A 25,908-nucleotide genomic window follows, 5' to 3' on the forward strand; every position below is an offset into this window, starting at 1 on the left:
CGCGCCGCCGCGGCGCCCGCCGACGCCCCCGGCCCGGCCGCCGAGATCAGCGCCGTGCGCGGCGAGATGCTCGCCCGCCTCGCCGCCCGCGGCCGCCTCTCCGGAGTCCAGCAGGCCCGCCGCCGCGCAGCCCGGGCCCGCCAGGTCACCGACCCGGCCAAGCCCAGGACCAGCGGCAGCGCGCCCGCCGTCCGGCAGGGGCTCGGCGTGATGCTGCCCGGCCCCGCGTGCCTGCCGCCGCTCCAGCCCAGCACCGAACCTCAGCACCCGGCCGCCGCCGAGGTACCCGCGCTCACCGTCGCCGACCTGCGCGAACTCCAGCAGGCCGCCGACAACACCGCCGCCATGGCCGGATGGGCGGCCGGCACCGCCGCCCCGCACCGGCCCGACCAGCAGACCGCCCCCACTCCCACGCCGCCGCCCGCCGCCGAGGTACTCGGCCGCGCCCGCCCGCGCCACAGCGACGCGGCCCGAGCCCGCGCCGCCGGACCCGCCCAGCTCGGCGCCCTCGCCTCCGACATCCTCCAGCCGCCCCGAACCCGGTAGGTAGGCAGCCGAGATCACCGGAAACCGGCAGTAACGATCTTGGTCCGTACTGCACTGCTCACAACGCCGGGGCTTTGTTAGTCCGGGTAGGTCAACTCGACAGTCCCCTCGATCCTGGTGTCGCCGGGGCTCTTGCTGATGACCGTGTAGTACTCGCCCTTTGGGAGATTGAAGTGGAAGGCTTGCTCGGTGCCGTTGCAGCGCGCGTACCGCTCACCCCACATGTGCTGCTTGTCGGAGTTGCGGTTGATCTCGATGGTCACTGCCGGGCTGAAGCCCCCTGTGCTGGCGCAGGTCAACTTCAGGATCACCGGTCCAGCGCCCTGTGACCAGGGCGGAAGTCGGACATGATGCTGGATGGAGAACTGGAGTTTGTCGGTTCCGGCGCTGGCAGAGCCGGTGGACAGGAACTGCCATCCCCCAAGGATCGTGAGCACGGTGAGCCATGCGGCGGCGCGGCGCTTCACACGTGGACGCGGGCGGGTGAAGTTGGATGAGGGCGACACGAGATGCTCCTTCTCGGGGTCGATCCGAACGACAACCGATACCTACCCAGCGCGAGCATACGGACACGGAATGTCACCACTCCTGCGCTCGCCGTCGCCGACCTGCGGGAACTCCAGCAGGCCGCCGACAACGCCCGCCGCCGAGGTACTCGGCTGCACCCGCCCGCGCCACAGCGACGCGGCCCGCGACCGCGCCGCCGGGCCCGCCCAGCTCGGCGCCCTCGCCGCCAACGCCATCCGACCGCCCCTCCGCCGGTAACAGCGCCGCCGGGGCGCCGCGATCACAGGTCGCAGGCGAAGAAGCGTTCCGAGGGGTCGGTGTAGATCCCGGCCGGGACGCTGAACATGTCCAGCGTGACGCCCTGCCCCTCCTTCAGCGCCGTGAGGCCCTGCCGCTGGTAATAGGTCTCCAGGCCGCTCCCGGCATCGAACTGCCCGTACAACCGGTAGTAGCGCAGTTGGCTGTAGAGCTTGCGGCAGGTGGCGATGAGCGCCGCGGCAATCCCGCCCGAACGGTGCGCGGGATCGACCGCCACGGCCTTGAGCTTGATGACCTTCAGCAGCCCCACCAGCGACTCCATCTCCGGAAGGCCGATGTTCGCCAGCACCCGCGCCGGCGGCAGCGCCACCAGCACCCCCACCACACCGTGTTCCGGATGCTCGGCGACCAGGACGCACGACAGCCCGATGACCAGATCCTCCATCGCCCCGTCGCCCTGCGAGGCCGCCACCGCCAGCTCACGCGTCAGCGCCTCCGGCCCCTCGTCGAGCCCCTTCGCCACCACGGCGGCGAGCCGCCCGTCCGGCACCGCGTCCGCGAGCCTGCTCTCCAGGGTGACCCCACTCCCGGTCAACGCGACCAGGCGCCGCGCCGTCTCGACGTCCTCGCCCCTCGCCATGCGGATCCGCACACCGCTCGCCAGCACCAGCCCCTCCGCCAAACCGGCGACGGTCAGCGCAGCGCCACCGCCGCGCGCGGAGGCCAGCGGCGGAGGAGCCGGACGGCGACGCCGGGCGGACTTGTCCTTCTTCGGGTTGGGCCGTTTGGTGACCATGCCGGAAGCGTAAAGGCGCGGGCCCATCCACGCTGTGGCCGCGAAGCCAGGTCCACACCGCCCGCCGAGAACCCCAGCCCTGCGGGCTGTAGCGGCCTTCGGCCGCCCCCCTTTTCCCTCCCAACCGAGGTCGGATGGTACGCGGGCCGCAGAACCCGTCAAGGGCGCCTACGGCGTCGCTACGCGATGGCCTACGGCCACCCTTGACGGAACCATGCAGCCCGCTGGCTCAGGATCTTGTCGGTCGGGAGGAAAAAGGGGGGCGGGGAGGGGAGGTCACGGGGCCCGGTCCCCGTCCGGCCGCTGCTGAGCACGGGGCCGGGGATAAGCCGCCCACCCGCCGCACGGCCCCCGCTCCCTGCGCGGCGTTCCCGTGGTCGCACGGGCGGGCGAGGGAGGGCGACCAGGCCCGGACGACGAGCACCAGGAGCACGAGCTCGGCCCCGCCGGCGCCCGCACCACCCGGGCCGCTCGGCACGGAGCGCCGCCGACGCCGCGCCGCGATGAGCACGGGCACCACCGCCGAGACAGCCGCGCTCGCCGCGGCCGCGACGACGCCCGCCATCGACTGCACAACCAGGATCGTTGTCATGCAGCCAGGCCACACCCCCGCACCAGGTGAACCGCCGGGAGAACGACCAGGAGATCAGCCGGGAGATTCACCGCCACCGTAGATGCAGTTTTAAAACTGCTATCATGGAGCGTGGAGAATCAGCCAAGAGGAGGCGCGTCATGAAGTGCACCGGAGCGATCATCTTCCACGACGACGAGGACGACGAGCCCACCGGCATGTGGTGCTGGGTCTGCGGGTCCGAGGACCACGACCCGCGCCCGAGCTGCATAGACGACTGACCCACAGACCAGAGCGGGCCCCTGGGCAACCAGGGGCCCCGTTGCCGTTAGCGGTCGAAGACGGCCCCGACGAGCTCGGCGACCTCGCTTTGACCGGCCCGGAAGTACCGGCCCGAGGTCGCCACCGAGGCGTGGCCGAGGAGGTATTGCACCTGCGCAGGGTCGGCGCCGCCGCGGCGTAGCCGCGTGCCGTAGGTGTGCCGGAGCCGATGCGGACGCAGGCCCGACAGCCCGGCCGCCTCGCCGACCGCCAGGACCACGGCAGTGATGCCGGAGATGCCCAGCGGCCCGCGCTGCCCCAGCCACAGCGGCCCGTCCTCACGGCCGCGCTCGGCGAGGTAGTCCAGCACCGCCGCCCGAGCAGCAGCCGGGAGCGGCACCTCGCGCACCTGGTCGCCCTTGCCGTGCAGCCGGACCACGCCCGTGCGCGCGGTCACCGCGACGTCGCGCACCTCCAGCCGGGCGCACTCCTCGACCCGGGCGCCGGAGTACAGCAGCACGGCGACGATCGCCCGGTCCCGGGGCCCACGCCGTGCGGCCGCGCGCTCCACCGCGCCGGCCTGCCGGTCCTCCAGGGCGTCCGGTTCGCCGGGCGGCTCGACCCGCAGCGGCCGGATCGTCAACCGCAGGCCGGCGAGCTCGTACAGCAGCCCGACCGCCGCGCGGCCCTGGTTGACAGCGGCGACCGAGGCCCGCGCGTCCAGCAGCGAGCGGCGCCACGCCTTCACCGCGGCGTCCGCCCCGACCACATCGGCGAAGGCGTCGGGATGGTCGGCGCCGTGCTCGACCAGCCACGCCGTGAACGCTCGGCACTGCCGCCGGTAGGCGCGCACCGTGTGCGCCGACAGCGCGGCCCGGTCGAGGTGGCGCTCGACGTCGGCCAGGGCGCGCGCGGCGGCCGCCTCCAGCTCGGCGCCGAGCCCGCGCTCGGCCGGCAGCACGATCGTCCGGGGCTCGCCGCCGGGATACCGCGCGATGACGCCCTCTCCGTCGCCCCCGTTCCAGCCGCCGGCGGGGCGGAGCGGCACGACGTTCCCGCGGTCGTCTCGGCTGTTACCGGCCATCGCGCACCTGCTCACTGTTATCCGCTGAGTTTCGCTCCCGCCGACGAGGGCGCCGGGATCACGTTATCCGCCGAGTTCGCCAAGCAGCCCAGCGGATAAGACTCATTATCCGCTCAGTTGGTGATCCAGAAGAACGCCATGCCGAGAAGCACTGACAGGCCCCACAGGCCCATGAAGACGGTGACTAGGAGACGCCGGGAGGCTCGCAGCTCGAACCCCCGCGGATCGAAGGTGCAGTAACGCACCTGGGCATTAGGCAAGGGAGCTTCGCACCGTAGGTACGGTCGTCCCTCCACCAGAACTCTGAACACGACGCGCTGGCGACGGCCGATCAGCGCCGGGCCGACCAGGAGCGCGCTCCCTTCGGTGCGCGCCTGCGGGATCGGCGTTGCCGACGCCGAGTCAGTCGCCTTCACCTCCAGCAACTCCACGACCCGGGCAGTCAGGTCGAAGCGGATCGGGTCGCCGTTGTCGAAGGCGGCCCGTGGGATGTCACGGCGGCCGCGGCCGATCAGTACCACCTCGGCCAGGTGCGGACGCCTCAGCTTCGTGCCGTGGTGCAGCAACTCCACCTCCGCGCGGCCGTCCAGTGCTCCCAGCAGCGGCGCCACCGTTCGCAGCCCGAAGTCCAGCCGCTGCCGGGCGAACCGGGTCAGGTAGCTGACCGCCACCGTGGCGATCCCGACCAGCAGCGCCACCACCACGCCGGCGCCCGTCCAGAACGTGCCCGAGCTGTACCAATCCCCCGCCAGTGTTGACATGCCCGGCATTCAACCGGGGCCCGCCTGCCCACGCCGGACGATCGCCGAAACCGGCCGCCGAGCACCCCGCCACGAGATCATCATTTCAACATTGCATTTCATTATTTCATCTCATTGCATAGCAAAATGAAATGCAATGCTGCTATGATGAAGGGGTCGGACGGTGAACGGTCACCGTCGCCAACCCGAAGGAGTTCGGGCCCCCATGACCAAGGTCTGCGATCACGCGAGCGTCGGTGTCTTGCTGCGCGACCCGACCGGCGCCGTGCTGCTGATCAAGCGCGGCACCTTCCCGCCCGGCTGGGCGGGCGTCGCCGGGCACGTCTACGACGAGCACCCCGGCTACTACGAGGCCGCCATCGCCGAGGCGCGCGAGGAGGTGGGCGTACAGCTCACCTCCGGCCAGATCCCCGAGCGCGCGACGTGCGGCGGGTGGCGCGACAACCAGTGCCGCCGGCAGCCCTGCCAGGACCCCGAGCAGCCGTGTCCGGGCATCGGGCACGACTGGGCGGTGTGGCTGGTCGACGTCCCCGAGCGGCCCGAGCTGGAGCTGTCCGAGCGCGAGACCGCCGGGGCGATGTGGGCGACCCCGCACGAGCTCGGCTACCTCATGGGCCGCACCGTCGCCTACGCGTCGGGGCACGTGCCCGCCGCCGAGTGGGCCAGCAGCCCGGGGCTTGAGCCGGTGTGGGTGCGTTGGCTGTGCGAGGCCGGGCTGATCGACCTGCCCGGCAGCGTCCTGGACCGTATCGAGTCCCGGCTCAACGGCTGATCACGAGCCCCCGCCCGATCCGGCCAGGGAGGCGGCGCCGGCCGCGCCGCCTCCCGGCCGGAACTCTGAGAGGTTGAACGCCATGACCGACGACACCAGCGCGGCGAGCACCTCGCCCGAGCAGCCGACCGGCGAGGCCACCGCCGACGCGTCCGGGCAGGGCGGCGGGGCGACGTGCGCGTTCCCCGGCTGCACGAACCCGCCTCGCCCGGCCGACCCCGAGCGGCGAGGCGCCCGCCCCAAGTACTGCGACGTCCGCGACGACCAGGGCCGTCCCGCGCACACCGCGCTCACCGCGTTCCGCGAGCGGCAGCGCCTGGAGCGCCGCGCCGCCGGCGGCGCGGCCCAGGACGGCGAACTCGGCGACCTGAACCGGCCGGTGACCATGGCGACGGCCCGCGCCGCCGAGATCCGCCGTGACATCGTCACCGACATGGAGCGGTTCGCCGCCCGGCTGGACGGGATGCTGTCCGCGCTGCGCGCCGCCGGCGACCCCGAGGCCGCCGAAGCGCAGATCGAAGCCGTGCAGGCCGAGGCCGCCGAGCAGGTCAGCGCCGCCCGTGCCGAGCTCGCCCGCGAGGCGCAGCGCCGGCAGGCCGCCGAGACCGATGCCGCCGAGGCCCGCACTGCCGCGGTCGAGGCCGACGAACGCCTTACCGAAGCCCAGCAGGCCGCCGACGACCGGGTGAGCGCCGCCCGCGCCGAGGTCGAGCGGATCCGCCAGGAAGCCGAGCAGCAGGTTGCCGCCGCCCAGGCCGACGCAGAGCAGGCCCGCGCCGAGGCCCGCGACGCCCGCAACGACGCCGCCGCCCAGATCACCGCCGCGCGCGCCGAGGCCGAGCAGCAGGTGACCGCGATCCGCGCCGAAGCCGATGCCCAAGCGGCCCGGGTGCGCGACGAAGCGGCGGGGCAGATCGCCGCCGCACAGCAGAGTGCGGACGAGAAGGTGACCGCGGTCCGCGCCGACGCAGAGGCCCGCATCGCGACCGCCGAGCAGGCCCGCACCGACGCCGAGACCGCCGCCGCCGAGCAGATCGAGCGGGCCACCAACGAAGCCGAGCGGGCCCGCAGCGAAGCCGAGCAGACGCGCGGCGAGGCCGAGCGGCGCGTCACCGAGGCCGAGCGAAGGACCACCCGCGCCGAGACCGCCGCCGAGGAATTGCGGGCCGAGCTCGACCGGGCCCGTGCCGACGCCGACCGCGACCGGGAGGCCGCGCGCGCTGATCTGCAGGCCGCCCGGGACGAGGCCGCCCGGATCCGCCAGGAGGCCGCGCAGCAGGTCGCCGACGCCCGCCAGGCCGCCGACCGCGAGCGCGACCTCGCCGCCGAACGCCTCACCGACCAGCGCGAACGCACCGCCCGAGCCGAGCAGCTCGCCGACCAGGCCGCCGCCCGCGCCGACCGTGCCGAGGCCCGCGCCCAGAACCTCGCCGAGCAGCTCGCCGCCCGCACCGTCGGCGACACCCCGCCCGACGATGACCAGGACCACGACCAGGGCGGACGGTCCAAGGGCCGCCGCAAGACGCAGGAGGGATGACCATGACAACCAGCCACCAGGACGACACCGACGACCGGCACCGCGCGATGGTGGACGCCTGCGAGCGGATCATCCGGTACGGGTACGGCCTGCCGCCCCGCACCCCCGCCGAGCAGGCCGCATACGACGAGTTCGCCGACCTGGACGCCGACGCGCCGCCGTTCGCGATCCGCAAGCAGCGACCGCCCGAGGGCATCACCGACGCCGACATTCGCGCCCGCGCCGAGCGCGAGGTCGCCGCACGGCCCCCGCGCAAGCCCAGCCCCCCGGCCACCGGCGAACCACCCTGGTAAGGAGGCTGAGACCCCATGCACCCCTCCCCCCGATGGATCGCCACGGCGTTCACCGGCTGGACGCTGACGATCGGCACGGCGTGCGCCGCCGGGTCGCTGTGGCGCGGCGAGTCCCTGCTGACCAGCGTCTTAGGCGGTCTGGGCATCGCCGCCATGTTCACCGCGCTCAGCGTCGCCGTTGAACACCAGGAGCGGCGCACCGGCCCCGAGGCCCGCGCCGAGCGGCGCCGCCGCGAGGCCGAGGAGCTGCGCCGCATGGTGTACGGCGACGAACAGCCCCCGGACGTGCCCCGATGAGCCGCCGCCGCGCAGAGCCCCCGCAGCCGACCGGGCAACTGACGTTCGAGGACGCCCTAGCCGAGCTCGCCGACGAGGCGCCGCAGCCCGCCGCCGAGGGCCCGCAGCGAACCGAAGCGGGCGCCGCTTCACCTCATCTCGCGACGCCGGGCGAGCCCGCCGGCGACCCGCCGGAGGAGACCGGAGACGCCCGCCCCGGACAGCTCGTGTTGCTCGGCGAAGCGGGCCCCGATTCGCGACGCGGGCGAGCCGGAGCGATTCCGAGCGAGGTCTGGTCCGCGCTGCTCGGCCACGAAGCGACCCGCCAGCGGTACGAAGCCAAGACGTTCCGCCGCGCGCCCGAGGCGTGCTGGTACTGGACCGGCGCGATCAGCAGCACCGGGCACGGCAAGCTCAAGGCCGCCCGCGAGGACGGCCCCTCGATCGTGGTAACAGCCCACGCCTACGGCTACCAGGCCGCCCACGGCGTCATCGTGGCCAGGCCCGGCGAGGACCTGGTCATCGGGCACACCTGCGATGAGGCGTCCTGCCAGAACCCGGCGCACTGGGAGCTCATCCCCCGCGAGCAGAACGACGCCGATTACCGGGCCCGTCGCTGGCGGCGCCGCGGCCCCCTCGCCGATGTACGCGGAGCGCACGGCCGCGCGGTTGCGATCCGGGCCGCGATCCTCGCTGCGCTCGGCGAGGGCGGCGACGTTGAGGCCGCCATCGCGGCGGCGGCCACCGCCGGCCTCACCGAGGTCGACGGCCTGTTCTAGCCCCCCGCAGGTCAGGCGCGAAAGCCATCCGGTAGGGGCCGTTCCGGCGGCGCGTAGGGCGGGAACCTGCGCGCGGCCACGGCGGCGAGCTGCTCGACGGCGGCCGCGTCGTAGACCGTGGGCAGGCTGGTGATCCAGCGGCGCGCGCCACGGGCCCGCAGCAGGGGAATCCCCTCGATCTCGGGCCGTCGCCAGTACGGCAGCCGGGCGCCGTGCACGGCCAGGACGGCGTGTGCCTGGACGGGCCCGCCGAGCTGCTCGCCGAGTTCCATCGTGAGCACGGTCGACACCCGGCGCCGTTCCAGCGCCGTCCCGGCGACGACTTTCGCGCCGCGCGTCCGGCCGACCAGGAGCTCGCCGCGGCGGTGCCGAATCATCGTGTTCCGGTGCCAATTCTTGGAGTCGACCACGACCACGCCAGTCGGGCCGATCACCAAATGGTCGATGTTGGCGACGTCGGTTTCGCGGCCGAGGCCGCGATCGTGCAGGACCACGTACCCGCGCCGCTCCAGGGGCCGCAGCACGCGAGCGGTCGACCGCTCCCCCACGGCGCCCTTGCGCCATTTCGCGGCGTCGCTGCGGCGCCCGCCGGGGCGCACCAGGATCACCACGGCGACGGCCACCAGGGCGATGCCGATACCGGCCTGGAGCGATTCCGACAGCACCCACGCCAGCACCAGCACGGCGGCGATGATGCCGCCCCCTATCGCCAGCCGCCGGCGACGGTCGACGGCGCCCAGCGAGCGCGCCATATCGGCGGCCGAGGCCCCGGCTCGGGAATTACGGGCGCGGTGCTCTTCCGCGTTCACGCGGCACCTCCAGGTGGTGGGGAATTCCCAGCAGAAAGCCGCGCGGCGCCGCGCGGAAATGGCGATCCGGTAACAGTCCGAGCGGTGCTCACTGCCGCCCGAGCTCCCCCATCACCAGGCCGAGCGGTGGCAGGCCGAGGCGCCAAGCGCTGCCCCGGCGGCGCCGTCAACAGGCGGCCGGAGGCTGGAGGCACCCGCTGACGCGGCCGCCTCCACGAGCACGCGCGGTAACAGTCCATCCGGCGCCGCCACGCACCGGCCGAACCCCACGAACCTTGATCACTCCACGCGCCAACCGCTCGACCCACCAACATCACCGACTCACCTCCAGCCAGTCACCAACAGTGCCCCACAGCACCACTCCCCCACAAGCCAAAGAACGACCTTCACACCTAGGCATTATTAATGATCATGGTAGGCTGGACGCTGCGCGTTGATCTTCGTCAGACGCGCCGCAGGTCAGGGCCGCAGGCGGCCCGCGAGCCCGGGAGGTGAGTCGGTGGCGATCGGCACTCTGGCGCCGGGCTACGATCCGCGCTACCTGACTCGCGAGGTCGGGCGGGGCGCCGAGAACTACTACCTGTCATCAGTGGTGGAGCACGGCGAGCCGCCGGGGATCTGGTGGGGCGAGGGCGCGCGCGCTCTCGGCCTGGAGCCCGGGACCGAGATCGACGCCGCCACGTTCGAGCGGTTGTATGAGCATTTCCACGACCCGCGCAGCCCTGATTTTCATGACGGGTCGGTGCCGGACGAGGAGAAGGAGAGGCTCGGCCGCCGAAAGTCCACGTTCAAGTCGTGGGAAGAGATCTTCGAGAAGAAGATGCAGGCCGAGCCGGAGGCGTCACCGGAACGCTTGGACGAGTTGCGGTATGCGGCCAAGAAGGAAGCGCGTCAGGCGGTCATCCTTTTGGACGCGACGTTCTCGCCGCCGAAGTCGACCACGCTGGTTCACGCCGGGCTTCTAGCGTCCGCGAGCGAAGCGGAGAAGGCCGGGAACGAAGCGCTCGCCGCTCGGTACCGTGAGGCCGCCGACACGGTTTGGGAAGGCGTCATGGTCGGCGCCGAGGCGTATCTCAACTACCTCCAGGAGCACGCGGGCGATGCCCGCGTGGGTTACCACGGGGCTAAGTCAGCGGGCCGTACGACGGGGCGATGGGTCGAGGCCGGGGGTTGGGTAGTGGGCCGGTTCAGGCAGCACACCAACCGCAATGACGACCCGCAATTGCACGTCCATCAGGCCATCCTCAACCGGCAGCAGACCGCAGACGGGAAATGGGTGACGCTGGACAGCCGCGCGCTGTTCAAGGCGCGGCCCGGAGCGTCGGCGGTCGGCGCGCGGGCCATGGAGGAGTTCCATGCCCGGCGGCTCGGCCTGAAGTACGTGACCCGCCCGGACGGGAAGGGCCGAGAGGTCGAGGGCGTCTCGGCGGAGCAGATCGCGGCCTACTCGACCCGGCGCGTGCAGGTCACCAAGGACCTGGAGGAGCGGATCGCCGCCTACGTCTCCAAGCACGGGCGGCAGCCCTCCCCGCGGACGTTGTTCAACATGGCGCAGCACGCCACCAACGCCACCAAGCGCGCGAAGAACAAGGAACACGCCGTCAGCGCGTCGGAGCGGCTGCGGCAGTGGGAGGAGCGGTCGCGGGCTCAGGAGATCGGCGAGCTGAAGGGGATTCCGGGACAGACGCTCGGCCGGATCGCCGAGGGCCAGGCCCCCGAGGAGCTCGGCGCCGCCGAGGTGGACCGGGTCATCTCGGCAGCGGTCGCCGAGGTACAGGCCGGCAAGACGTCGTTCAGCCGCTTTGAGCTGGTCAGAGCCCTTGAGGGGCACCTCCCCGATTACCTGGGCGGGCTGCATCAGGAGCGGGTCGAGGCGCTGCTTGAGGACCTGACGGAGATGGCGCTCGGCAGCCAGGAGACGACCGGGATCCGGCTGCTGAACGCCCCGGAAGTGGTCCAGTTCCCGGCCGAGATGATGCGGCCGGACGGCCGGAGCATCTACCAGGCGCCGGCGGCCGAGCGGTTCACCACGGCGGCGTTCCTGGATCGCGAAGCGACGTTCATCGGCTCGGCGCTTCAGACCGATGCGCCGCGCCTCGATCCCGAGCGGGCCCGGGAACTGGTCGGGATGAGCGTCGAGGAGGCCAAGCGAGCCGCGCTCGAAGGCCAGGAGGTGCCCGACTCCGACGCGCCGCGCCCGTTCCAGGACCAGGCCGACGCCATCGTCGGCCTGCTCACCTCCGGGCGTCGCGTCGACCCGCTGATCGGCGCAGCCGGGACGGGCAAGAGCTTCACCGTCAGCAAGTTCGCGGACCTGTGGCGGGCGGAGTTCGGCACGCCGGTGTTGGGCCTGACGATCGCGCAGAACGCCGCGAACGTGCTGAAGGGCGAGGGCCTGGACGACGCGATCAACGCCGCCCGCTGGCTGACCCAGGTCAACCGCGGTGAGGCGTCCCTCATCCCCGGCCAGGCCATCGTGCTGGACGAGGCCAACATGATGGACACCGACACTCTCGAACAGGTCCGGCAGCTCGCCGACGCCGCAGGCTGCAAGATCGTCGCGGCGGGCGACCACCGCCAGTTGTCCGCAGTCGGCGCGGGCGGCCTGGTCCGCCGCCTGGTCGACGTCGGCGGCTCCCAGCAGCTCACCACGGTCGTGCGGTTCCGCGAGGAGTGGGAGCGGGAGGCGTCGGTACAGTTGCGCGACGGGATGCCCGAGGCCCTGCGCGCCTATGACCACCACGGGCGCCTGTACGAAGGCACCCGCGAGGAGATGGAACAGCAGGCGTTCGAGGCCGCGCTCGCTGACCGGCTCGACGGCAAGCAGACGCTCTTGATGGTCGGCAACAACGAGCGGGCCGCGGAGCTGGCCGGGCGGATCCGCGATGAGCTGGTCGCGCTCGGCAAGGTCGAGCGCGAGGGCCTGCGGTTGCACGACGGGAACACCGTCGCGCCCGGCGATGAGATCACCGCCCGCCTCAACGTCGAGATCGAGGAGGGCGTTGAGCTGACCAACCGGGACACCCTCCAGGTAGGCGCCATCAACGAGGACGGGTCGCTTCTGGCCCGGTGGGTGCGCAAGGACGGGCAGCCCGGCGAGGACCTGGTGACGATCAAGGCCGACTACGTCCGCGAGAACATCGAGCTCGCCTACGCCGGGACCGTCCACTCCGCCGAAGGCCGCACCGTGGACACCGGATACGGCGTCCCCGACGAGCAGACCACCGCCGAAGCGCTGTACGTGATGAGCACCCGGGGCCGGGAGGGGAACTGGCTCTACGTCCCGGTTGAGCACACACGCCAGGCGGACATGCGGCCCGGTCCCGTGCAGGCCCGCGAGGAGTCGGCGGCGCTGCTGCGCGACGTCGACGGGGCGTGGGCTCCCGAAGCCGCACCGCTCGACGACGAAGCGGCGCCGCAGCCGGAGCGGCCGGCCGAGCTCGACGGGGATCGGATCTCGGTGCTAACGGCGATCCTGGAGAACCGCGAGGAGGACCAGACCGCCACCGAGGCGATGATCGAGGAGGGCGAGCGGCCGCGGAACCTGGCGCACCTGGGCGCGATCATCACCGACCAGATCCGGGAGAAGCTGCCGCTGGCCTACATCAGGCGCGCCGAGGAGCGCGGGACCCTGTCCCCCGCCGACGCCGCCGCGCTGCGCCAGGACGAGGCGCTCGGCACGCTCGGCAGGCTCTTGCACCGGCTGGAGCTGTCGGACCACAACGCCGACCGGATCCTTGACGCCGCGATCGCCGAGCGGGAGCTCGACTCCGCCGAGTCCGTCGCCAAGACGCTCACGTGGCGGATCGGGAAGGCCGCTGAGGAACGCGGTATCGATCTTGACCGGCTGGAGATCAGCGAGAAGGCGATCACCACCTCATGGCGGGATCGGATCCCGGCCACCGGGGACCCGCGCACGGACGAGCTGTTGGGCGAGCTCGGCGACCGGGCGCAGATGCGTCAGGCCGAGCTCGGCTACGACACGCTCGACCAGCCGCCGGCGTGGCTGGTCGAGGAGATCGGCCCGGCCCCGGCCGCCGAGGACCTGGACGCGCGGGCCGCGTGGGCGGAGCGGGCCGCGCCCGTCATGGCCTACCGGGAGCAGTACGGCTACGAGGCCGAGTCCGACGCGATCGGGCCCGCCCCGTCCCGCAAGGCGCCCGAGCAGCGGGCCGCGTGGTGGGCGGCGCGTGACGCGCTCGGCAACCCCGACGCCTCCCGCGAGATCAGCGGCGCCAGCGACGGCGAGCTGTGGGTGATGCGAGCCGCCTACGAGCGCGAGGCCGCGTGGGCGCCGGCCTACGTCGGTGACGAGCTCAGCCAGGTCAGCCGGGAGGCGCGGGAGCGAGCCGCCGAGGCCGTCCGGTTGCGGGCCCGCGCCGCGGCGATCGCCGGGCGCGACGCCGAGGCCGCCGCCGCCCTGGAGGCCCGCGCGGACGGACAGCAGACCCTCGCCGACGCGGCCGACCAGCAGCGCCGCGCGTTGACGCAGGTGTACGAGGCGCGCAAGGCGTGGGCGGAGGCCACCAGGGACGCTGCGCTGTTGGCGCAGCGCGCGGACGCGGAGTTGCGGCGCCGCGAGCACATCGACGCCGCGGCGCTGCCGCCGCTGCACGCCGACACCGCCGACGCGCACCAGCGGATCGAGCAGCAGCGCGCGGCCGAGGCCGAGCGGCGCGCCCTGGACGACGCGCAGCGAGTGCCGGACGGTCAGCTAGAGCTCGACCTCGGGCCGAGCGTGGAGAGGCTCGCGGCATGGGACGCGCCCGCGCCCACCACCGGCGAGCAGGCCCGCGAGCAGGACGCCGACCGGATGCCGCCCCTCACCGAGGCCGAGCAGCAGCACGTACGCGAGCAGATGGCCTTGCGGGACCAGGTGGCCCGCGAGCAGGAGGAGTACGACCGGCAGCGCCGCGCGTACGCGCGGGGCGAACTGGACGAGCTGCCGCCCGACCCGCGCGACCACGCCGCGGCCGGGCGAGTGCGCGCCATGGAGGCCGAGGCCGAGCGCGAGGCCGCCGCCGCAGCCGAGCGGCGCGCCCAGGCGATCCGGCACGCCCGAGCGCAGGCCGAAGCCGACCGCCAGGCCGAAGCCCGCGAAGCCGAGCAGCGGGCCGCACAGCTCGCCGAGCAGGCCCTCGCCCGGCACCAGGGCGACCACCGGGACCGCGCCGCCGAACCCGAGCACGCGCCAGAAGCCGACCGGCCCGCCGCCGCGATGCCAGGTCAGCAGGCCCTCGATGTGTTCGGCGTCGCCGAGCGCGGCGAGGTCGACCGGGAGGCGCAGCCCGATCTCGCCGAGCGGGTCGAGAAGGCCGCCGCCGCCGCGGCGATCGCCGGGGCCCGGCAGGAGCGCCAGGAGCACGAGCAGCGCGCGCAGCAGGAACGCGAACACGAGGAACTCCAGCGCGCCCAGGAGCGCGAGCAGGAGCGCACCGAGGCCGAGCGCGCCAAGCTCGAAGCCCGGACACAACAGCAGCAGCGCGAGCGCAGCGCGGCCCAGATCGCGGCCGAGGCGTTCCCCCAGGGAGTGCGCGAGGCCCTCGCCCAGTCGATGGGCCACGAGCGCGACGGCGAGGGGCGCGAGCCCCACCGGCCGGCGCCCAGGCGAGGGCCCGAGCCGCCCAGCCGGGACGGCGGGTTGGGGCGCTGACCCGTCCCGGACACGATCCCTTTCGGCGGCGGCGATGCGCGCTACCGTGAACGCATGAGCAGCGGAGCGGACCACGGGGCACCCGAAGCCCCTTCGCTCGCCGCGCTCAAAGCCGCGTTCGCCGACGCGCCCCGGCCGGATACCCGTCCGCTGTCGGAGGCGGAGAAGACCGCGCTACGCGACCGGCTCAACAGCGCGCGGCCGGGCCAGACGGTGAAGCTGACGCACCGCGAGCACACGGCCCGCACCGAGATGGGCATCATCCGGACCCGCGAGGACGTCGTCTCGCTGTATGAGCTGGTCCAGGGCGAGTACCGGCAGCCGCAGGCCAGCCCGGTATCGGCCGAGTTCGGCGCCGGGATCCTCGCGGCGATCGAGTGGGCCACCGGTGTAGAGGCCATCGGCCCCATCACCGGTGAGGCGGCCGAGCAGTTCCCGCCCAGCGGCGCCCAGCTCTACCACGAGCAGGTGGCCGCGCTCGACGTGGCCGAGCGGCGCCGGCAGCACGCACGCGGACAGAACTTCGCGGTAGGCGTCGAGCACACGCTCATGTGGCTCACCGCCCGCACGACCGAACGCCCGTGGGGTTAATTCGACTGACCACCCAGACACAAAAAGAGGCGCCGACCGGTCAGGGTCGGCGCCTCTTGAGGTCTGGCGAGGAGATCAGCGGCGGTCGCTGGCGTCGCCTGCCTGCGGCGTTGCTCGCCGCGATCGTACGTACTCGTTGAACTGCTCTTCGGTTACGCCGGTCTCGGCGATGATCTGCCGCGTTCGCTGGGTCGCCGCCTCGACGTCGCCAGGCGCGTAACCGGTGTCCGGCCGGATCTGCATGAGGCGGTACAACTCTTCGCAGATCTCATCCAGCCCCGGACGGCGCATGACGGCGTCCAGCGTGGCCGTGTCGTCGCGGGGCGCCGCCGGGACCGGATGCGGGTCGGGGGCGCCCGGCTCGGGGCACTGTTCGGTGCGGCCGGCGGCGCGGTCCATCACGTCATCAAGCCAGCGATGGAAGTCGCCGGCGGCGTGCGGTTGGGCCTTGGGCATGTCGTAGGCGGCGTTGTAGGCGGCGCGAAGCCAGAGCATCCCGTTGACCAAGTCCGGGTGATGCAGCCAGCACGGCCGTAGCGCATCCTGAGTCCACGGCCAGCCGGTGAACAGGACGTCGCGCACCCAGACGACCAGCTCGCCGAGGACCTCGCGGCGCTCCTCCGGCGGAACGTGGGCCAGGTCGACAGGCCGGGTCTTGGAGTCCTCAGGCTGACGGAGGAGTTGGTCAACCGCGTCGGTGAGGCTCGCCAGGCGTCCGGACAGGATCGGCACGTCGCTCACGAGCTTGTCGAGGTTGCCGACTTGCTCCAGGACATCGCCGAGGTGGTCGCGCAACTCGGCGAGGTGTGCGCGGGTCTCCCCCTGCTCGGCGGACAGGATCGCCAGGGCGGACAGCACTTGCCCCGGGCCAGGGTCGGCGTTGCCAGACCCGGCGGGTGAGGCTTTGCCAAGGTCACCGAGGTAGGAGCCCCCGGCGTCGGCGCCGGTCGCGGCGCCGCCGTTCGGGGACTCCTGCTCAGCAGGGTCGATCGTGGTCACGCGCCGCCCACCCTACGGTGGAAGGGCGAGAACCCCGGCGGGATGGCGTCCGCGCCGTCCTGCTCGCCGGTCTCGACGTCGCCGGCGTCGGTCGCGTCCCCGAACGGAGCCGGGGTCGAGATGGTCGACCAGGGCGACGGCACCGGCGGCGCCGCAGGCGGCTCGACCGGCTCGGCCGGAGCCGGTACCGGCCGGGGCGGCGCCGGGCGGGGCGGCTCGGCCGGACCACGCGGCGGCAGGGGCAGCGGCGGCGCCGCCGAGGGACGCCGTGCCCGCCGGGCCGACACCTCATCGATCACCGGCTCGGGAGCCGGGGCCGGACGCGGGACCGCCAGCTCGGGCCGCACGGTCGGGAGCTCCCGCTCGGGAACGTCCACCAGGCCCTCCACCGGACGCCCGGCCTTGACCCACCGCTTGAACTCGCGCAGGCGCCGCAGCGCCGTCAGCGTGATGATGGTCGGGGCGCTGGCCGTGCTACGCAGCACCAGCGCCTTCCCGGACGGGATCGCGCGGATATCGGCGACCGGGGCGATATCGACCTCGGTCCACCGGGGCCGCTTGACCTGCCGTCCCCGCGAGTCGTAGGTGATCTCGTCCGGCTCGCGGACATCGGTCTTGCCGATGAGCTTGGACATCCGCTCCAGTACGGCGGTCTCCGTCACGCCCGCACCGATGATCTTCATCTTGCTCGACCCCCAGAGCGCTTCGGCGCCGTGGTGTCCCCAGCGCTCTTGGATCCGGGACCAGGTCTGGAAGTACATGAAGATCACGATGCCCGAGCCCGCCGACCAGCTCGCCCACTGGTCGACGGGGATCGGGGCGGTGTTGCCCAGCTCGTCACCGACGATCGTCAGCGGCGGGTCCAGCCGGGAGATCACCCGGCCATCGGTGGTCTTGTACTTGTTGCCGAGCTGGTTGCTCACGGCCGCGAGCTCGGCGAGGAAGGCCGAGAAGACCGGAGCGGTCGGCGCCGTGCCATCGGTCGAGGACACCAGATAGACGGTGTCCTTGCTGCGCAGGAACTCCGCGAAGTCGAATGCGCCGCCGACCTGCGGGCACAGGATCTGTGTCATCTCCGGGTGGATCATGAAGCGCAGCACCCGCGACAGGGTGGTGATGACGCCCTCGCGGGTCTTGTCCGGCATGGCGTACAGGTGCCGGAGGACCTGCAGAGTGACCGGCGCGGCCTGCCTGTGGTCGGACAGCACGTAGATCGGGTGCTCGGCCTCGCCCGGATCCATGATCCAGGTGTAGACGTTGCTCATGTTGCCGCCCATCAGGGCGGCCGCGTGCATGAACGACGCCAACGTCATCGACGCCATGTCCTCCCAGAACGCCGCGTCGCTCAGGCCGCGCGCCTCAGAGGCTTCCACCATGTACCCCGCGCGGCGGACCGCCGTCATGACGTCCTCGCAGCCGGCGACCGGGTTCCACCGCATGTTCCCCGCGTAGGAGCCGACGCCCTCCGGGTTGAAGATCCAGGTGTATCCGCGCTGCTGGCGGAGCCCGGCGGTATCGCGGATCAGGTCACCGCGGATCGAGGTCACCACCACCGGGCCAGGCGCCCGGACGATCGAGGCCGCCGCGTGCTGGCTCTTGCCCTCCTGCGGCGGGGCGATGAACAGCACCAGGTCCTCGAAGGTGCTGTAGACCCCCCAGCGATGCAAGAGCCCCTGCGCGCGTCCGTGCAGCGCGGCGTACTCGGGCCACTGGCCGAACCAGCGGTCCCGCCGGGACAGCGAGGGCCGCCCGTAGCGAGCGATGCGCCGGGCGGGCCAGCGCCCGTACTGCCGGTAGAGCTGCCCCCGGGTCGCGAAGCCGTGCCCCGGGCGGAGCCTCATCTTCGCGCGCGTCCGAGGCGACAGCGACCGGCCCCGCCGGCGGCGGCGCTGCCCTCCCGACCCGAACCGCTGCATCGCTCCGGCGGCTGCCGCCGCCGCGACCACCCCGGCGCCCAGCGCGGGCGCCACCGGCCCCAGCCGGGCCAGGTCGTGCAGCGGACCGGCCAGCGGCAGCAGCGGCGCCCCAGCAGCCGCGTACATGGTTCCGCCCGACCAGCGGGCCCGAAGGCCCGCCGAACCCGTCCGCGATGGCGTGCGCTCATCGTCGCGCACCCGATCACCTCCCCACCGGCCGCCACCCACGACGGCCCCGCCGACCTTTGCTCGATTGGTCATTGTTGTTGCTGAGACTGTCAATTCAGAGCGGATTTCGGCCGCACCGGTTCCGACGATCTCCGGATTGCTCATGCCATCGCCTCATCTCTGGCGATACCGGACACGTACTCGTAGAGGTAGTTGCGGGCCGTGCCCTCCGAGGCCAGGCCCGCACCCTGGTACAGCTCGCGCGCCACCTCGGCGACCCGCTCACGATCGCCGTACCGCAGGTCACCGGCGGACCGGAGCCGCTCGTACGCCGCGATCAGTCGCGCCTTGCTGGAGGTGACCTCCAGCAGGAGCGCGTGCTCGGCGCGGAGCTCGGCCAGCTCGTTGGCCAGGGCCCGCGCCTGCTCGGCCGCCTGCTCCCGCTCGGACTGCGCCTGACTCGTCCAGCCCTGCCACTCGGCCTCGCGCTGCGCGAGCTCGGCCCGGTGCTGCTCGCGGGCCCGCTCCAGGGCGGCCGCCATCTCGCGGCGCATCCGGTCGAGCTGCTCGGCCGTCTCCTCACGGACGGCGCTGATCTCCTGATCGGTCCGCTGCGCCGCGCCGCTCACCTGTGCGTCGGCCGACGCCCGGACGGCCGCGATCTGCCGCTCGGCCTCGGCCCGCGCCGCCGCGATCTCCTCGGCCGCCTGCTGCCGGGTGTGCTCGGCCTCGGCCCGCGCGGCGTCCTTGATCTGCTGCGCCTCGGCCAGCGCCGCCACCCTCACCCGCTCGGCGGCCTGCTCCACTCCCCCGGCCTGCTCGATCGCCGCCTGAGCCCGCAGGCTCGCCGCCGTCCGGCCGGGCGCGAGCGGCGCCTCATCGAGGATCCAGTCACGCACGCCCGCCCAGGTGCCCGACCGGTCGAACCCGAGCCGCAGCACCCACAGCAGCAGCCGGGCGATGATCTGGGCTGTTACCAGCGGGAGGCGGACGACGGAGGTCAGCAAGCCCGACAGGATCGGGCTTTCGTCCAGGTCCAGGCCCCGCCGGGTGGACGCCCAGCGGCGGACCTCCACGACGAAGCTTTCGAGCATCCACGCCAGCGCGATCGGCGCGATGACCGCGACGAGCACGCCCTCCGGCGTGCGCTCGGCGTACATCACCTGCGCGCCCAGGGAGAGCGCGAAGAAGATCACGACGCCGATGCGGGCCCGCGCCGACGAGCGGCCGCGCAGTGCCGCGACCAGCGCGACCAGCGCCATGGCGACCCATCCGGCGTCCGGGAGCGCCGCGGTGATGGCGGCCCGTGCCTGGTCTCCCCCGTTGTGAGCGACGGAGAAGAGCCTTTGCGACTCGTAGGCGACGTAGCCGGCGCCGACCAGAGCGGCGGCGATGACCAGGCCCGCCGCCGACAGCAGCGACCCCGACAGCAGGTCGCGGCCGCCGCCCTCGCGCCCCGCGCGGGAGCGGCCGGTGTAGGCGTACTGGCGGATCTCGCGGACGCCCGGCTCGGACCCCCAAGGGGTGCCCGGGGCGACCTCGCCGCCGTTGATCGTGCGCGGCTCGACCTGGCCGAGGTCGGCCCCGCCGCCGCCCGCGCGGCGCCATAGGCTCTTGATGCTCATCAGTGCTCCTTGCTGGTGAGTCGCGGGCTCGGGACGCTGGTCTGTGGTGGAGTGGCGTCCCGGGCCACCTCTTCGGCGAGGTCTCGCAGCGACGGAAGCGCGCTGTCGAGCGCGGCGGTGACCGCCTCGCCGATCGTCATGTCGCGTACGGCCGCGAAGAGCCTCAGCCGCCGCTCCACATCGCTGGCGATGCGGGTCGAGAGCTTCTCGACCATCGGCGCGGTAGCCGTTCTGCCCGAAAGCCTGGAAGCTGGCATTTCACCTCCCGTGAATCGCTGGCTCATCTACCTGCGATGTCTTGTATAGAGCAGCTAGAGAACAAAAGTCAACGATCTCTGCGAGACTCTTACCTAGACCAGGTAGAGGAGACAGCCCAGTGAGCAGAGCCAGGGACGCCGCGCTCGGCGACATCAAGAGCCGCATTGCGGCCCGCCTGCGGCAGGAGATCGCGGCCGGGACCTACGGGCCCGGTGACGCCCTGCCCAGCACGAACGAGCTTGCCGCCGACGAGGACGCGGCGCCGATGACGGTCCGGGCCGCGTACGCGATGCTGATCGGCGAAGGGCTGGTGATCAGCGTCCCGCGCAAGGGCTTCTTCGTGCGCGAGCAGCTCGCGATGACCTGGCACATGAACGCGTGGCAGGACCCGCGACGGCTGGAGAAGGTCCCGCTCGACGGGTGGACCGCCGACGTCGAGGCCGCCGGGTTCGTCGGCCGGCAGACCATCGAGGTCCGCATGGTGACCGCCGATCACCGCATCGGCGGGCACACGCTCGGCGAGCTGCTGGAGCTGCCCGCCGGCGACCCGGTCGCCGTGCGCGGCCGGGTCCGCTTCATCGGCCGCCCCGAGCACGGCGGCACCGAGCCGGAGTCGATCGCCGATAGCTACTACCCGTACGCGCTGATCCGCGACACGGCGATCACCCGGCCGGAGAGTGTGAACACCGCGGCGATCCTGACCGAGCTGGGGGCCGGGCTACACCACTACGACGACGAGCTCATCCCCCGCCTCGCCACCCAGGCCGAGGCGCAGCAGCTCCAGCTACCGCCGAGCACGGCCGTGCTGGAGATCATCAGGTCCGGCTACACCAGCGAGGGGCGCCCGGTGCTGATCCAGCACATGATCCGCCCCGGCCAAGGAAGCCGGTTCGTCTACCACGTCAGCTACCCGGAGACCGACGAGCGATGACCTCCCCCTCCCCCTACGCGCTGCGCCGCGCCGAGGCCGACGACGTGCCCGCCCTGGTCGCCCTGCGCCGCGAAGCCGAGCAGTGGCTCGCTGAACGCGGCATCGAGCAGTGGACTGCGAAGTGGACCACGGTCGGCGCCGAGAAGCTGGAGCGCGCGACGCGGCAGGGCCGCGCGTGGGTACTCGAGGACGCCGGCGAGGTCGTCGCCACGGTGACGCTCGGCGGGCCCGACGAGGATCTGTGGCGCGTTGAGGACGGCCCGGCCCTCTACCTCTACAAGCTCATGGTGGCCCGCAGCCACGGCGGCCGCGGGATCGGCGAACTGCTCATCGAGTGGGCGTGTGACCAGGCCGCCCGCTACGGCTACCCCGTCCTGCGGCTGGACATCTGGCCGAACAACCACGGGCTCGGCGTCTACTACGAGTCCGCCGGGTTCCGTCACGTCCGCACCGTCGACGTCCCCGGCCGTGACACCGGCCGCCTCTACGAGCGCCCCGCCGCGCACGCCTCCCCGGCCCGCCTCGCCGAGCTCAGTCAGTAGGCCCCACTCCCCCGCGCCAGGAATCTGGCAGACCGTGTTGACGGGCTGCTCTAGCTGCTCTATACAAGATAGAGAAGCAGTTAGCCGTGGAGCCCAGGGCGCCGACATCCGCCAAGACGTAACGCCCCGGGCCCACCTCACACGAGGCGAGGACAAGTATGTCCGATCAGCGCACCAGCAGCGGCGGCACCGTCACCACCAGCACCAAGGGCATGTGGGGCAAGAAGCTCCCCCACGGCGGCGAGGACCGGACGGGGAAGGGCAAGTGAGCGCCGGCGGCGCCTGCTGCCCCACGTGCGGCAGCGCGCAGAACGTGAGCTACCTCCGCCGCGAGGGCGGCACCGGCCGCAGCACGGATGTCTGGCGCTGCGGCACGCACGGCCAGTTCACGACGCCCGCCCGGTAGCGAAGCGAGAGGAGCTCCCCGTGGGTGCCACCGACAAGCAGCTCGAAAAGATCATCAACCAGCGGAAGGGCAAGGACTGCATCTGTGGCGACTGCACTGATGCGGTCGTTCGCGAGATCGCCAAGAAGAACTGAGCGAGGCGACATGAGCTGCAAGGAGTGCGGCGGATCTCTGCCTGAGGACTGGCCGGGAGAGTTCTGCTCAAGCCAGTGCGCGCAGGCGTACGCCGCCACGAACTGACCAAATCTCAATCCCAATGTGGCCGTCCCCGTCGCGGGGGCGGCCACATTGGCATAATCGCGGCCATGTCAACGGACGTGACCGCAGCCCCGGCCGACGCCGAGGGGGCGGACGACCGCACTACCGCGTCAGGTGCAGGAGAACCGCCCATGACCCAGACAGCCCCGCCGACCGGGACGCGTGCCCTCAAGCTCCCGCCCGTCCTGGTGGTGGCGATCGGGAACCTCAAGGGCGGCGTTGGGAAGACCACCTCCGCGTTCTTCCTCGCTGTCTACTTCGCCGTTGTGCACGGCAAGCGGGTCCTGGTGATCGACGCCGACCCGCTCTCGCAGAGCGGGTACTCCTGGTACCGCAAGCTCCGCAAGCGCGGGCTCAAGTGGCCCTTTGACTTGGAGAGCTTCCCCAGCAAGCACGTAGACGACTTCATCGAAGACAAGATCGAGTCTGCCCAGTGGGACGTGATCATCGTCGACACCGGCGGAGAGTCCCCCGAGATCCTCAAGGCCGCCGTCCGGTGCTCCCACGAGCTCCTCATGGTCGGGGCGCCTAACGACGCCGAGATGGAGCGCATCCCCTCAACCTTCGAGGCCGCCGCCGAAGCTACGGCGGGGAGCGCACGAGCCATCAACGTCCGCGTGCTGCTCACCAAGATCCCCACCGTCCGCAATTCGACCGAGGAGAAGAAGTCGCGCAAGGACCTCGCCGAGGCTGACTATGAGGTCTTGACCAACGGCGCGCACAACTGGCAGTGGTACCGCGAGGCGGTAGGCAGCACCAACCCGATAGACGACCTCGCCGAGTACCGGGCCATCGGGGACGAGGTCGTCGCTGAATACATGGTGGACGCCGCCTGATGCCGCCCAGGAAGAGCAAGAGCCGCATCGGCGGCGACAGTAACCCTCTCGCCGACGACGCTGAGCACACCGCGCCAGTCTCTCCGTTGCACGATCAGCCCTACGAGCGCGGCGAGAGGCCACAGCCAGAGACCAGCGCCGACGCCAACGGAGCATCGCCGCCGGCGACCGTGGAACAGGCGCCCGCGCGGGTCGCCGAGGTCGAAAAGGTTCGGCCTCCCGCGACTCCTCAGGAGATGGTCGAGTACCTGGACTCGTTCACTCCGCTTGACGCTCCTCTTGCGGCTACCGCTGACCTCACCGACAAGGAACGGCAGATCCGCGACCAGTACGAGGCCGCCATAGCTGGCGCAGATCTCGGCTTCATCGTGGAGGGCATGGTTGCCAAGTGGACCCAGGCGGGAGAGCTGTACCGGGACGAGTACGCCGAGTTCGAGGACTACTGCCAGGCGCACGACCGGTCCATGCGCCGTATCAACCAGCTCATGCAGGTTGCCCCGCTCGGGCTGCACATCCTGCGGCGGCTGGGAAAAAATTTTTCCCGGCTCCGGCTGAACGAGTCGCATGCGAAACACCTGCTCCCCCTCGCCGACCGGGCCGGGGACGATGCCGCTGTGTTGGTGTACGAGACGCTTCTACGCGCCAACGAGCGCGTCACGGGACGGCTTCTACAGGCCGTCCTCGCCAGGCTTCCAGAGGACCGCTGGAACCCCGATGAGGCCGTGACCACCATTGAGGCGTTCCTCGCCGAGGGAAGCCGGGTCCTGCCCGCCGAACGAGAGCAGGCCCCAGCCGCTCCGGTCGAAGCCGAGATCGGTCGCATCCAGAAGACCGTTCAGCGCGCCACCCGCCTTGCACACCGGCAACCCGACCTTGCGCGCCGGATCGCCGCAGAGTTGGAGCAGGCAGCTCAGCGCATCCGAGCCGAGCTGAGAGACGGCGAGCCGGGAGCGTAACGGCAGGCCACGAGCTCAGCACGCATGACCATCACGTGGAGCGCATCAGCGAGCGGCCGGGGGACGACCCCGGCCGCTTTGCTGTGGAAGACACGGAAATAGGGCACCGCGGCGAGGAACGCGCCGCGCGTCCGCCAGTACTCGGCCGGGTCGATCTCGCGCGACAGGCCCCTGTTGAGTACCGATTCCAGCGAGACCGCCTTATCGGCGGTGCTGGCCAGCAGCGTGGGCACGTCGCCGAGGGGCGGCTCGGCCTCGCCAGCAGCGTCGAGGGCCTGGTGCTCGTCAGCGAGGGCCCGGACCACCCGGGCGACCCCCGCAGAGAGCTCGGCAGTGATGACTCCGTACACGTCTTCAACGCCCGCGAGCGGGGCGAACTCCGGGCCGTCGTGCACCAGCGCCGCAGCGATCAACTCAGGCGTTGCGGAGGGCACGTGACGGCCAAGGCACGTCGCGACCCTGACCCCATGCCCCAGCGCGGGCGCGCCGTCGATCTGGTGCCCCTGACACCAGGCCCGGGCGAGCCTCAGTCCGGTCGACACGAGCGGGTCAGTGCGAAATCGCAGAGCCATCGGGGGAGCCTTCCTATCCTGTGGGGTGTGAGTGGGAGCGGGCCGTTGCCGCAGTGGCCGGATGCCACGTGCGTGGTCTGTCCGGGACAGAACCTCGGGCCGGGAGAGTTCGACGTTGTCGACCGGCCGGACCCGACGCGGGCTTACGACCCGGCCGCCGGGTGCCGAGTCGACCGCGCCACGGGCGCGCCGGTGTGCGTGCATCCATTCCGTGTCGGGCTGCCGCCGGGCCGGTATGCCTCCGCCGGCGAGAGCCTGCCCGACCTCACCGCTGCGGCGACCCCGTCCCGGCCGGGCGTGGTCGAGGCCGTGTTCGTGCCGACGCGCGAGCAGCTCGAATTGCCCGAGGCGGTCGAAGATCTTGAGGGTTGGCTGATTGCGATGCTGCGGACTGCGCGGCCGGATGAGCTGCGCTCCGCACTCGACCAGGCCGAGACCGCCGCAGCCGTCCGGTTCAGCGGCGAGCAGATCATCACTGCCCTGCGGCGCGTGCTGGCGACCGAGCTGGACACCGCCCGGCCTACCGGGCTCTAGGCGCCGTCCGGCGCGTTCCTCGTGGGCGGGGGAGGGCTCGGCGTCACGGCCATCACTTCGGCGACGCCTTCCACGCAGGCGTCAATGCCGTCCAGGAGGCCGAGCGGCATGCCGCCGCGCGGCCCGTCGAGCCAGCGGAACACCTCCGCTACGGGATCGGGGGCGATCCTCCAGGGTCCTTGCCCGCGATAGGTGACCACCAGGCACCGGGCCTCTTCGGCGCCGTTGGCGCCGCTGATGAGCTCGCGGACGATGGCGGCCGCCATGACCGGAGTGCGGCGGCGCAGGGCCGCGTGAAGGGCGTCGATCGGCTCCCACACGGGACGGGGCAGCGGCGGCAGGTCGGTGGATTCGTCAGCAGTCGACATGAGTAGGGACTCCAGAGGTAGGGAGGGATGCAGATGGCCTCCGTC

At 72.3% G+C, this 25,908-nt stretch carries 24 protein-coding genes and 1 pseudogene; 14 read left to right on the forward strand and 11 right to left on the reverse strand.

Annotated features, from left to right (window positions below; all coding sequences use genetic code 11):
* Positions 1–546, forward strand: a pseudogene (locus F9B16_RS51135) (hypothetical protein); the annotation flags it as partial.
* A 77-nt stretch (positions 547–623) separates the two neighbouring features.
* Here the strand turns inward: F9B16_RS51135 and F9B16_RS24275 are convergent.
* On the reverse strand, positions 624–1,052 hold the full coding sequence (locus tag F9B16_RS24275; RefSeq protein ID WP_151542427.1) for a hypothetical protein: 429 nt from the start codon (positions 1,050–1,052) through the stop codon (positions 624–626).
* A gap of 70 nt (positions 1,053–1,122) precedes the next feature.
* Here F9B16_RS24275 and F9B16_RS24280 point away from each other — a divergent pair, with 70 nt between their 5' ends.
* A complete protein-coding gene (locus F9B16_RS24280; RefSeq protein WP_151542428.1) occupies positions 1,123–1,311 on the forward strand; it encodes a hypothetical protein in 189 nt (62 codons plus the stop codon).
* 22 nt (positions 1,312–1,333) lie between these two features.
* Here the strand turns inward: F9B16_RS24280 and F9B16_RS51140 are convergent, their stop codons facing one another.
* From F9B16_RS51140 to F9B16_RS24295, 3 genes are all read right to left on the reverse strand, one after another.
* Positions 1,334–2,107, reverse strand: coding sequence for a GNAT family N-acetyltransferase (locus tag F9B16_RS51140; protein ID WP_192808971.1), 774 nt, complete (start codon positions 2,105–2,107; stop codon positions 1,334–1,336).
* Between the two features lie 899 nt (positions 2,108–3,006).
* Positions 3,007–4,023, reverse strand: a complete 1,017-nt coding sequence (locus tag F9B16_RS24290) for a tyrosine-type recombinase/integrase (RefSeq protein WP_151542429.1) — start codon at positions 4,021–4,023, stop codon at positions 3,007–3,009.
* Positions 4,024–4,136: 113 nt separating this feature from the next.
* Positions 4,137–4,784, reverse strand: coding sequence for a hypothetical protein (locus F9B16_RS24295; RefSeq protein WP_151542430.1), 648 nt, complete (start codon positions 4,782–4,784; stop codon positions 4,137–4,139).
* 205 nt (positions 4,785–4,989) lie between these two features.
* Between F9B16_RS24295 and F9B16_RS24300 the strand changes: the two genes are divergently transcribed.
* From F9B16_RS24300 to F9B16_RS24320, 5 genes are all read left to right on the forward strand, one after another.
* The gene (locus F9B16_RS24300) at positions 4,990–5,556 is read left to right on the forward strand and encodes an NUDIX domain-containing protein (protein ID WP_151542431.1); all 567 of its coding nucleotides are present in this window, start codon (positions 4,990–4,992) and stop codon (positions 5,554–5,556) included.
* A gap of 82 nt (positions 5,557–5,638) precedes the next feature.
* Positions 5,639–7,093, forward strand: coding sequence for a coiled-coil domain-containing protein (locus tag F9B16_RS53675; RefSeq protein ID WP_151542432.1), 1,455 nt, complete (start codon positions 5,639–5,641; stop codon positions 7,091–7,093).
* Between the two features lie 2 nt (positions 7,094–7,095).
* Complete coding sequence (locus F9B16_RS24310) at positions 7,096–7,386, forward strand: hypothetical protein (protein WP_151542433.1); 291 nt, start codon at positions 7,096–7,098, stop codon at positions 7,384–7,386.
* Between the two features lie 15 nt (positions 7,387–7,401).
* Positions 7,402–7,683 carry a hypothetical protein gene (locus tag F9B16_RS24315; protein ID WP_151542434.1) on the forward strand — a complete coding sequence of 94 codons (282 nt, stop codon included), beginning with the start codon at positions 7,402–7,404 and terminating at the stop codon, positions 7,681–7,683.
* Complete coding sequence (locus F9B16_RS24320; RefSeq protein WP_225991905.1) at positions 7,680–8,441, forward strand: hypothetical protein; 762 nt, start codon at positions 7,680–7,682, stop codon at positions 8,439–8,441. The genes F9B16_RS24315 and F9B16_RS24320 overlap by 4 nt, the downstream gene beginning before the upstream one ends.
* A gap of 11 nt (positions 8,442–8,452) precedes the next feature.
* Here the strand turns inward: F9B16_RS24320 and F9B16_RS24325 are convergent, their stop codons facing one another.
* Positions 8,453–9,250 (reverse strand): nuclease-related domain-containing protein, encoded by a 798-nt coding sequence (locus F9B16_RS24325; protein ID WP_151542435.1) that lies wholly within the window; start codon positions 9,248–9,250, stop codon positions 8,453–8,455.
* Positions 9,251–9,749: 499 nt separating this feature from the next.
* On the opposite strand from F9B16_RS24325, the gene mobF reads away from it, so the two are divergent.
* Together mobF and F9B16_RS24335 are read left to right on the forward strand one after the other, a co-directional pair.
* Positions 9,750–14,903 (forward strand): MobF family relaxase, encoded by a 5,154-nt coding sequence (gene mobF / locus F9B16_RS24330; protein ID WP_192808972.1) that lies wholly within the window; start codon positions 9,750–9,752, stop codon positions 14,901–14,903.
* Between the two features lie 54 nt (positions 14,904–14,957).
* A complete protein-coding gene (locus F9B16_RS24335) occupies positions 14,958–15,494 on the forward strand; it encodes a hypothetical protein (RefSeq protein WP_151542437.1) in 537 nt (178 codons plus the stop codon).
* Between the two features lie 75 nt (positions 15,495–15,569).
* Here the strand turns inward: F9B16_RS24335 and F9B16_RS24340 are convergent, their stop codons facing one another.
* The 4 genes from F9B16_RS24340 to F9B16_RS24355 form a co-directional block, all read right to left on the reverse strand.
* Complete coding sequence (locus tag F9B16_RS24340; protein ID WP_151542438.1) at positions 15,570–16,493, reverse strand: hypothetical protein; 924 nt, start codon at positions 16,491–16,493, stop codon at positions 15,570–15,572.
* Positions 16,490–18,607 (reverse strand): type IV secretory system conjugative DNA transfer family protein, encoded by a 2,118-nt coding sequence (locus tag F9B16_RS24345; RefSeq protein WP_192808973.1) that lies wholly within the window; start codon positions 18,605–18,607, stop codon positions 16,490–16,492. Before F9B16_RS24345 ends, F9B16_RS24340 begins: the two co-directional genes overlap by 4 nt.
* A gap of 131 nt (positions 18,608–18,738) precedes the next feature.
* Positions 18,739–20,202, reverse strand: a complete 1,464-nt coding sequence (locus F9B16_RS24350; protein ID WP_151542440.1) for a DUF2637 domain-containing protein — start codon at positions 20,200–20,202, stop codon at positions 18,739–18,741.
* On the reverse strand, positions 20,202–20,417 hold the full coding sequence (locus F9B16_RS24355) for a hypothetical protein (protein WP_151542441.1): 216 nt from the start codon (positions 20,415–20,417) through the stop codon (positions 20,202–20,204). Before F9B16_RS24355 ends, F9B16_RS24350 begins: the two co-directional genes overlap by 1 nt.
* 161 nt (positions 20,418–20,578) lie before the next feature.
* On the opposite strand from F9B16_RS24355, the gene F9B16_RS24360 reads away from it, so the two are divergent.
* From F9B16_RS24360 to F9B16_RS24375, 4 genes are all read left to right on the forward strand, one after another.
* Positions 20,579–21,391 (forward strand): GntR family transcriptional regulator, encoded by an 813-nt coding sequence (locus F9B16_RS24360; protein ID WP_151542442.1) that lies wholly within the window; start codon positions 20,579–20,581, stop codon positions 21,389–21,391.
* Positions 21,388–21,933, forward strand: a complete 546-nt coding sequence (locus F9B16_RS24365; RefSeq protein WP_151542443.1) for a GNAT family N-acetyltransferase — start codon at positions 21,388–21,390, stop codon at positions 21,931–21,933. Before F9B16_RS24360 ends, F9B16_RS24365 begins: the two co-directional genes overlap by 4 nt.
* 711 nt (positions 21,934–22,644) lie before the next feature.
* Positions 22,645–23,433 carry a ParA family protein gene (locus tag F9B16_RS24370; RefSeq protein WP_151542444.1) on the forward strand — a complete coding sequence of 263 codons (789 nt, stop codon included), beginning with the start codon at positions 22,645–22,647 and terminating at the stop codon, positions 23,431–23,433.
* Positions 23,433–24,389 carry a hypothetical protein gene (locus F9B16_RS24375; protein WP_151542445.1) on the forward strand — a complete coding sequence of 319 codons (957 nt, stop codon included), beginning with the start codon at positions 23,433–23,435 and terminating at the stop codon, positions 24,387–24,389. The genes F9B16_RS24370 and F9B16_RS24375 overlap by 1 nt, the downstream gene beginning before the upstream one ends.
* Here the strand turns inward: F9B16_RS24375 and F9B16_RS24380 are convergent.
* On the reverse strand, positions 24,344–24,961 hold the full coding sequence (locus F9B16_RS24380) for an HD domain-containing protein (RefSeq protein WP_151542446.1): 618 nt from the start codon (positions 24,959–24,961) through the stop codon (positions 24,344–24,346). The two genes, F9B16_RS24375 and F9B16_RS24380, sit on opposite strands and share 46 nt — an antisense overlap.
* Positions 24,962–25,006: 45 nt before the next feature.
* Between F9B16_RS24380 and F9B16_RS24385 the strand changes: the two genes are divergently transcribed.
* Entirely contained in the window at positions 25,007–25,495 is a 489-nt protein-coding gene (locus F9B16_RS24385) for a hypothetical protein (RefSeq protein ID WP_225991906.1), read from the forward strand.
* Here F9B16_RS24385 and F9B16_RS24390 read toward each other — a convergent pair.
* Positions 25,492–25,863 carry a hypothetical protein gene (locus F9B16_RS24390; protein WP_151542448.1) on the reverse strand — a complete coding sequence of 124 codons (372 nt, stop codon included), beginning with the start codon at positions 25,861–25,863 and terminating at the stop codon, positions 25,492–25,494. The genes F9B16_RS24385 and F9B16_RS24390 overlap by 4 nt on opposite strands.
* Between the last annotated feature and the right edge of the window lie 45 nt (positions 25,864–25,908).

Origin of the sequence: Actinomadura montaniterrae (assembly GCF_008923365.1) — a bacterium.
GTDB classification, from domain to species: domain Bacteria; phylum Actinomycetota; class Actinomycetes; order Streptosporangiales; family Streptosporangiaceae; genus Spirillospora; species Spirillospora montaniterrae.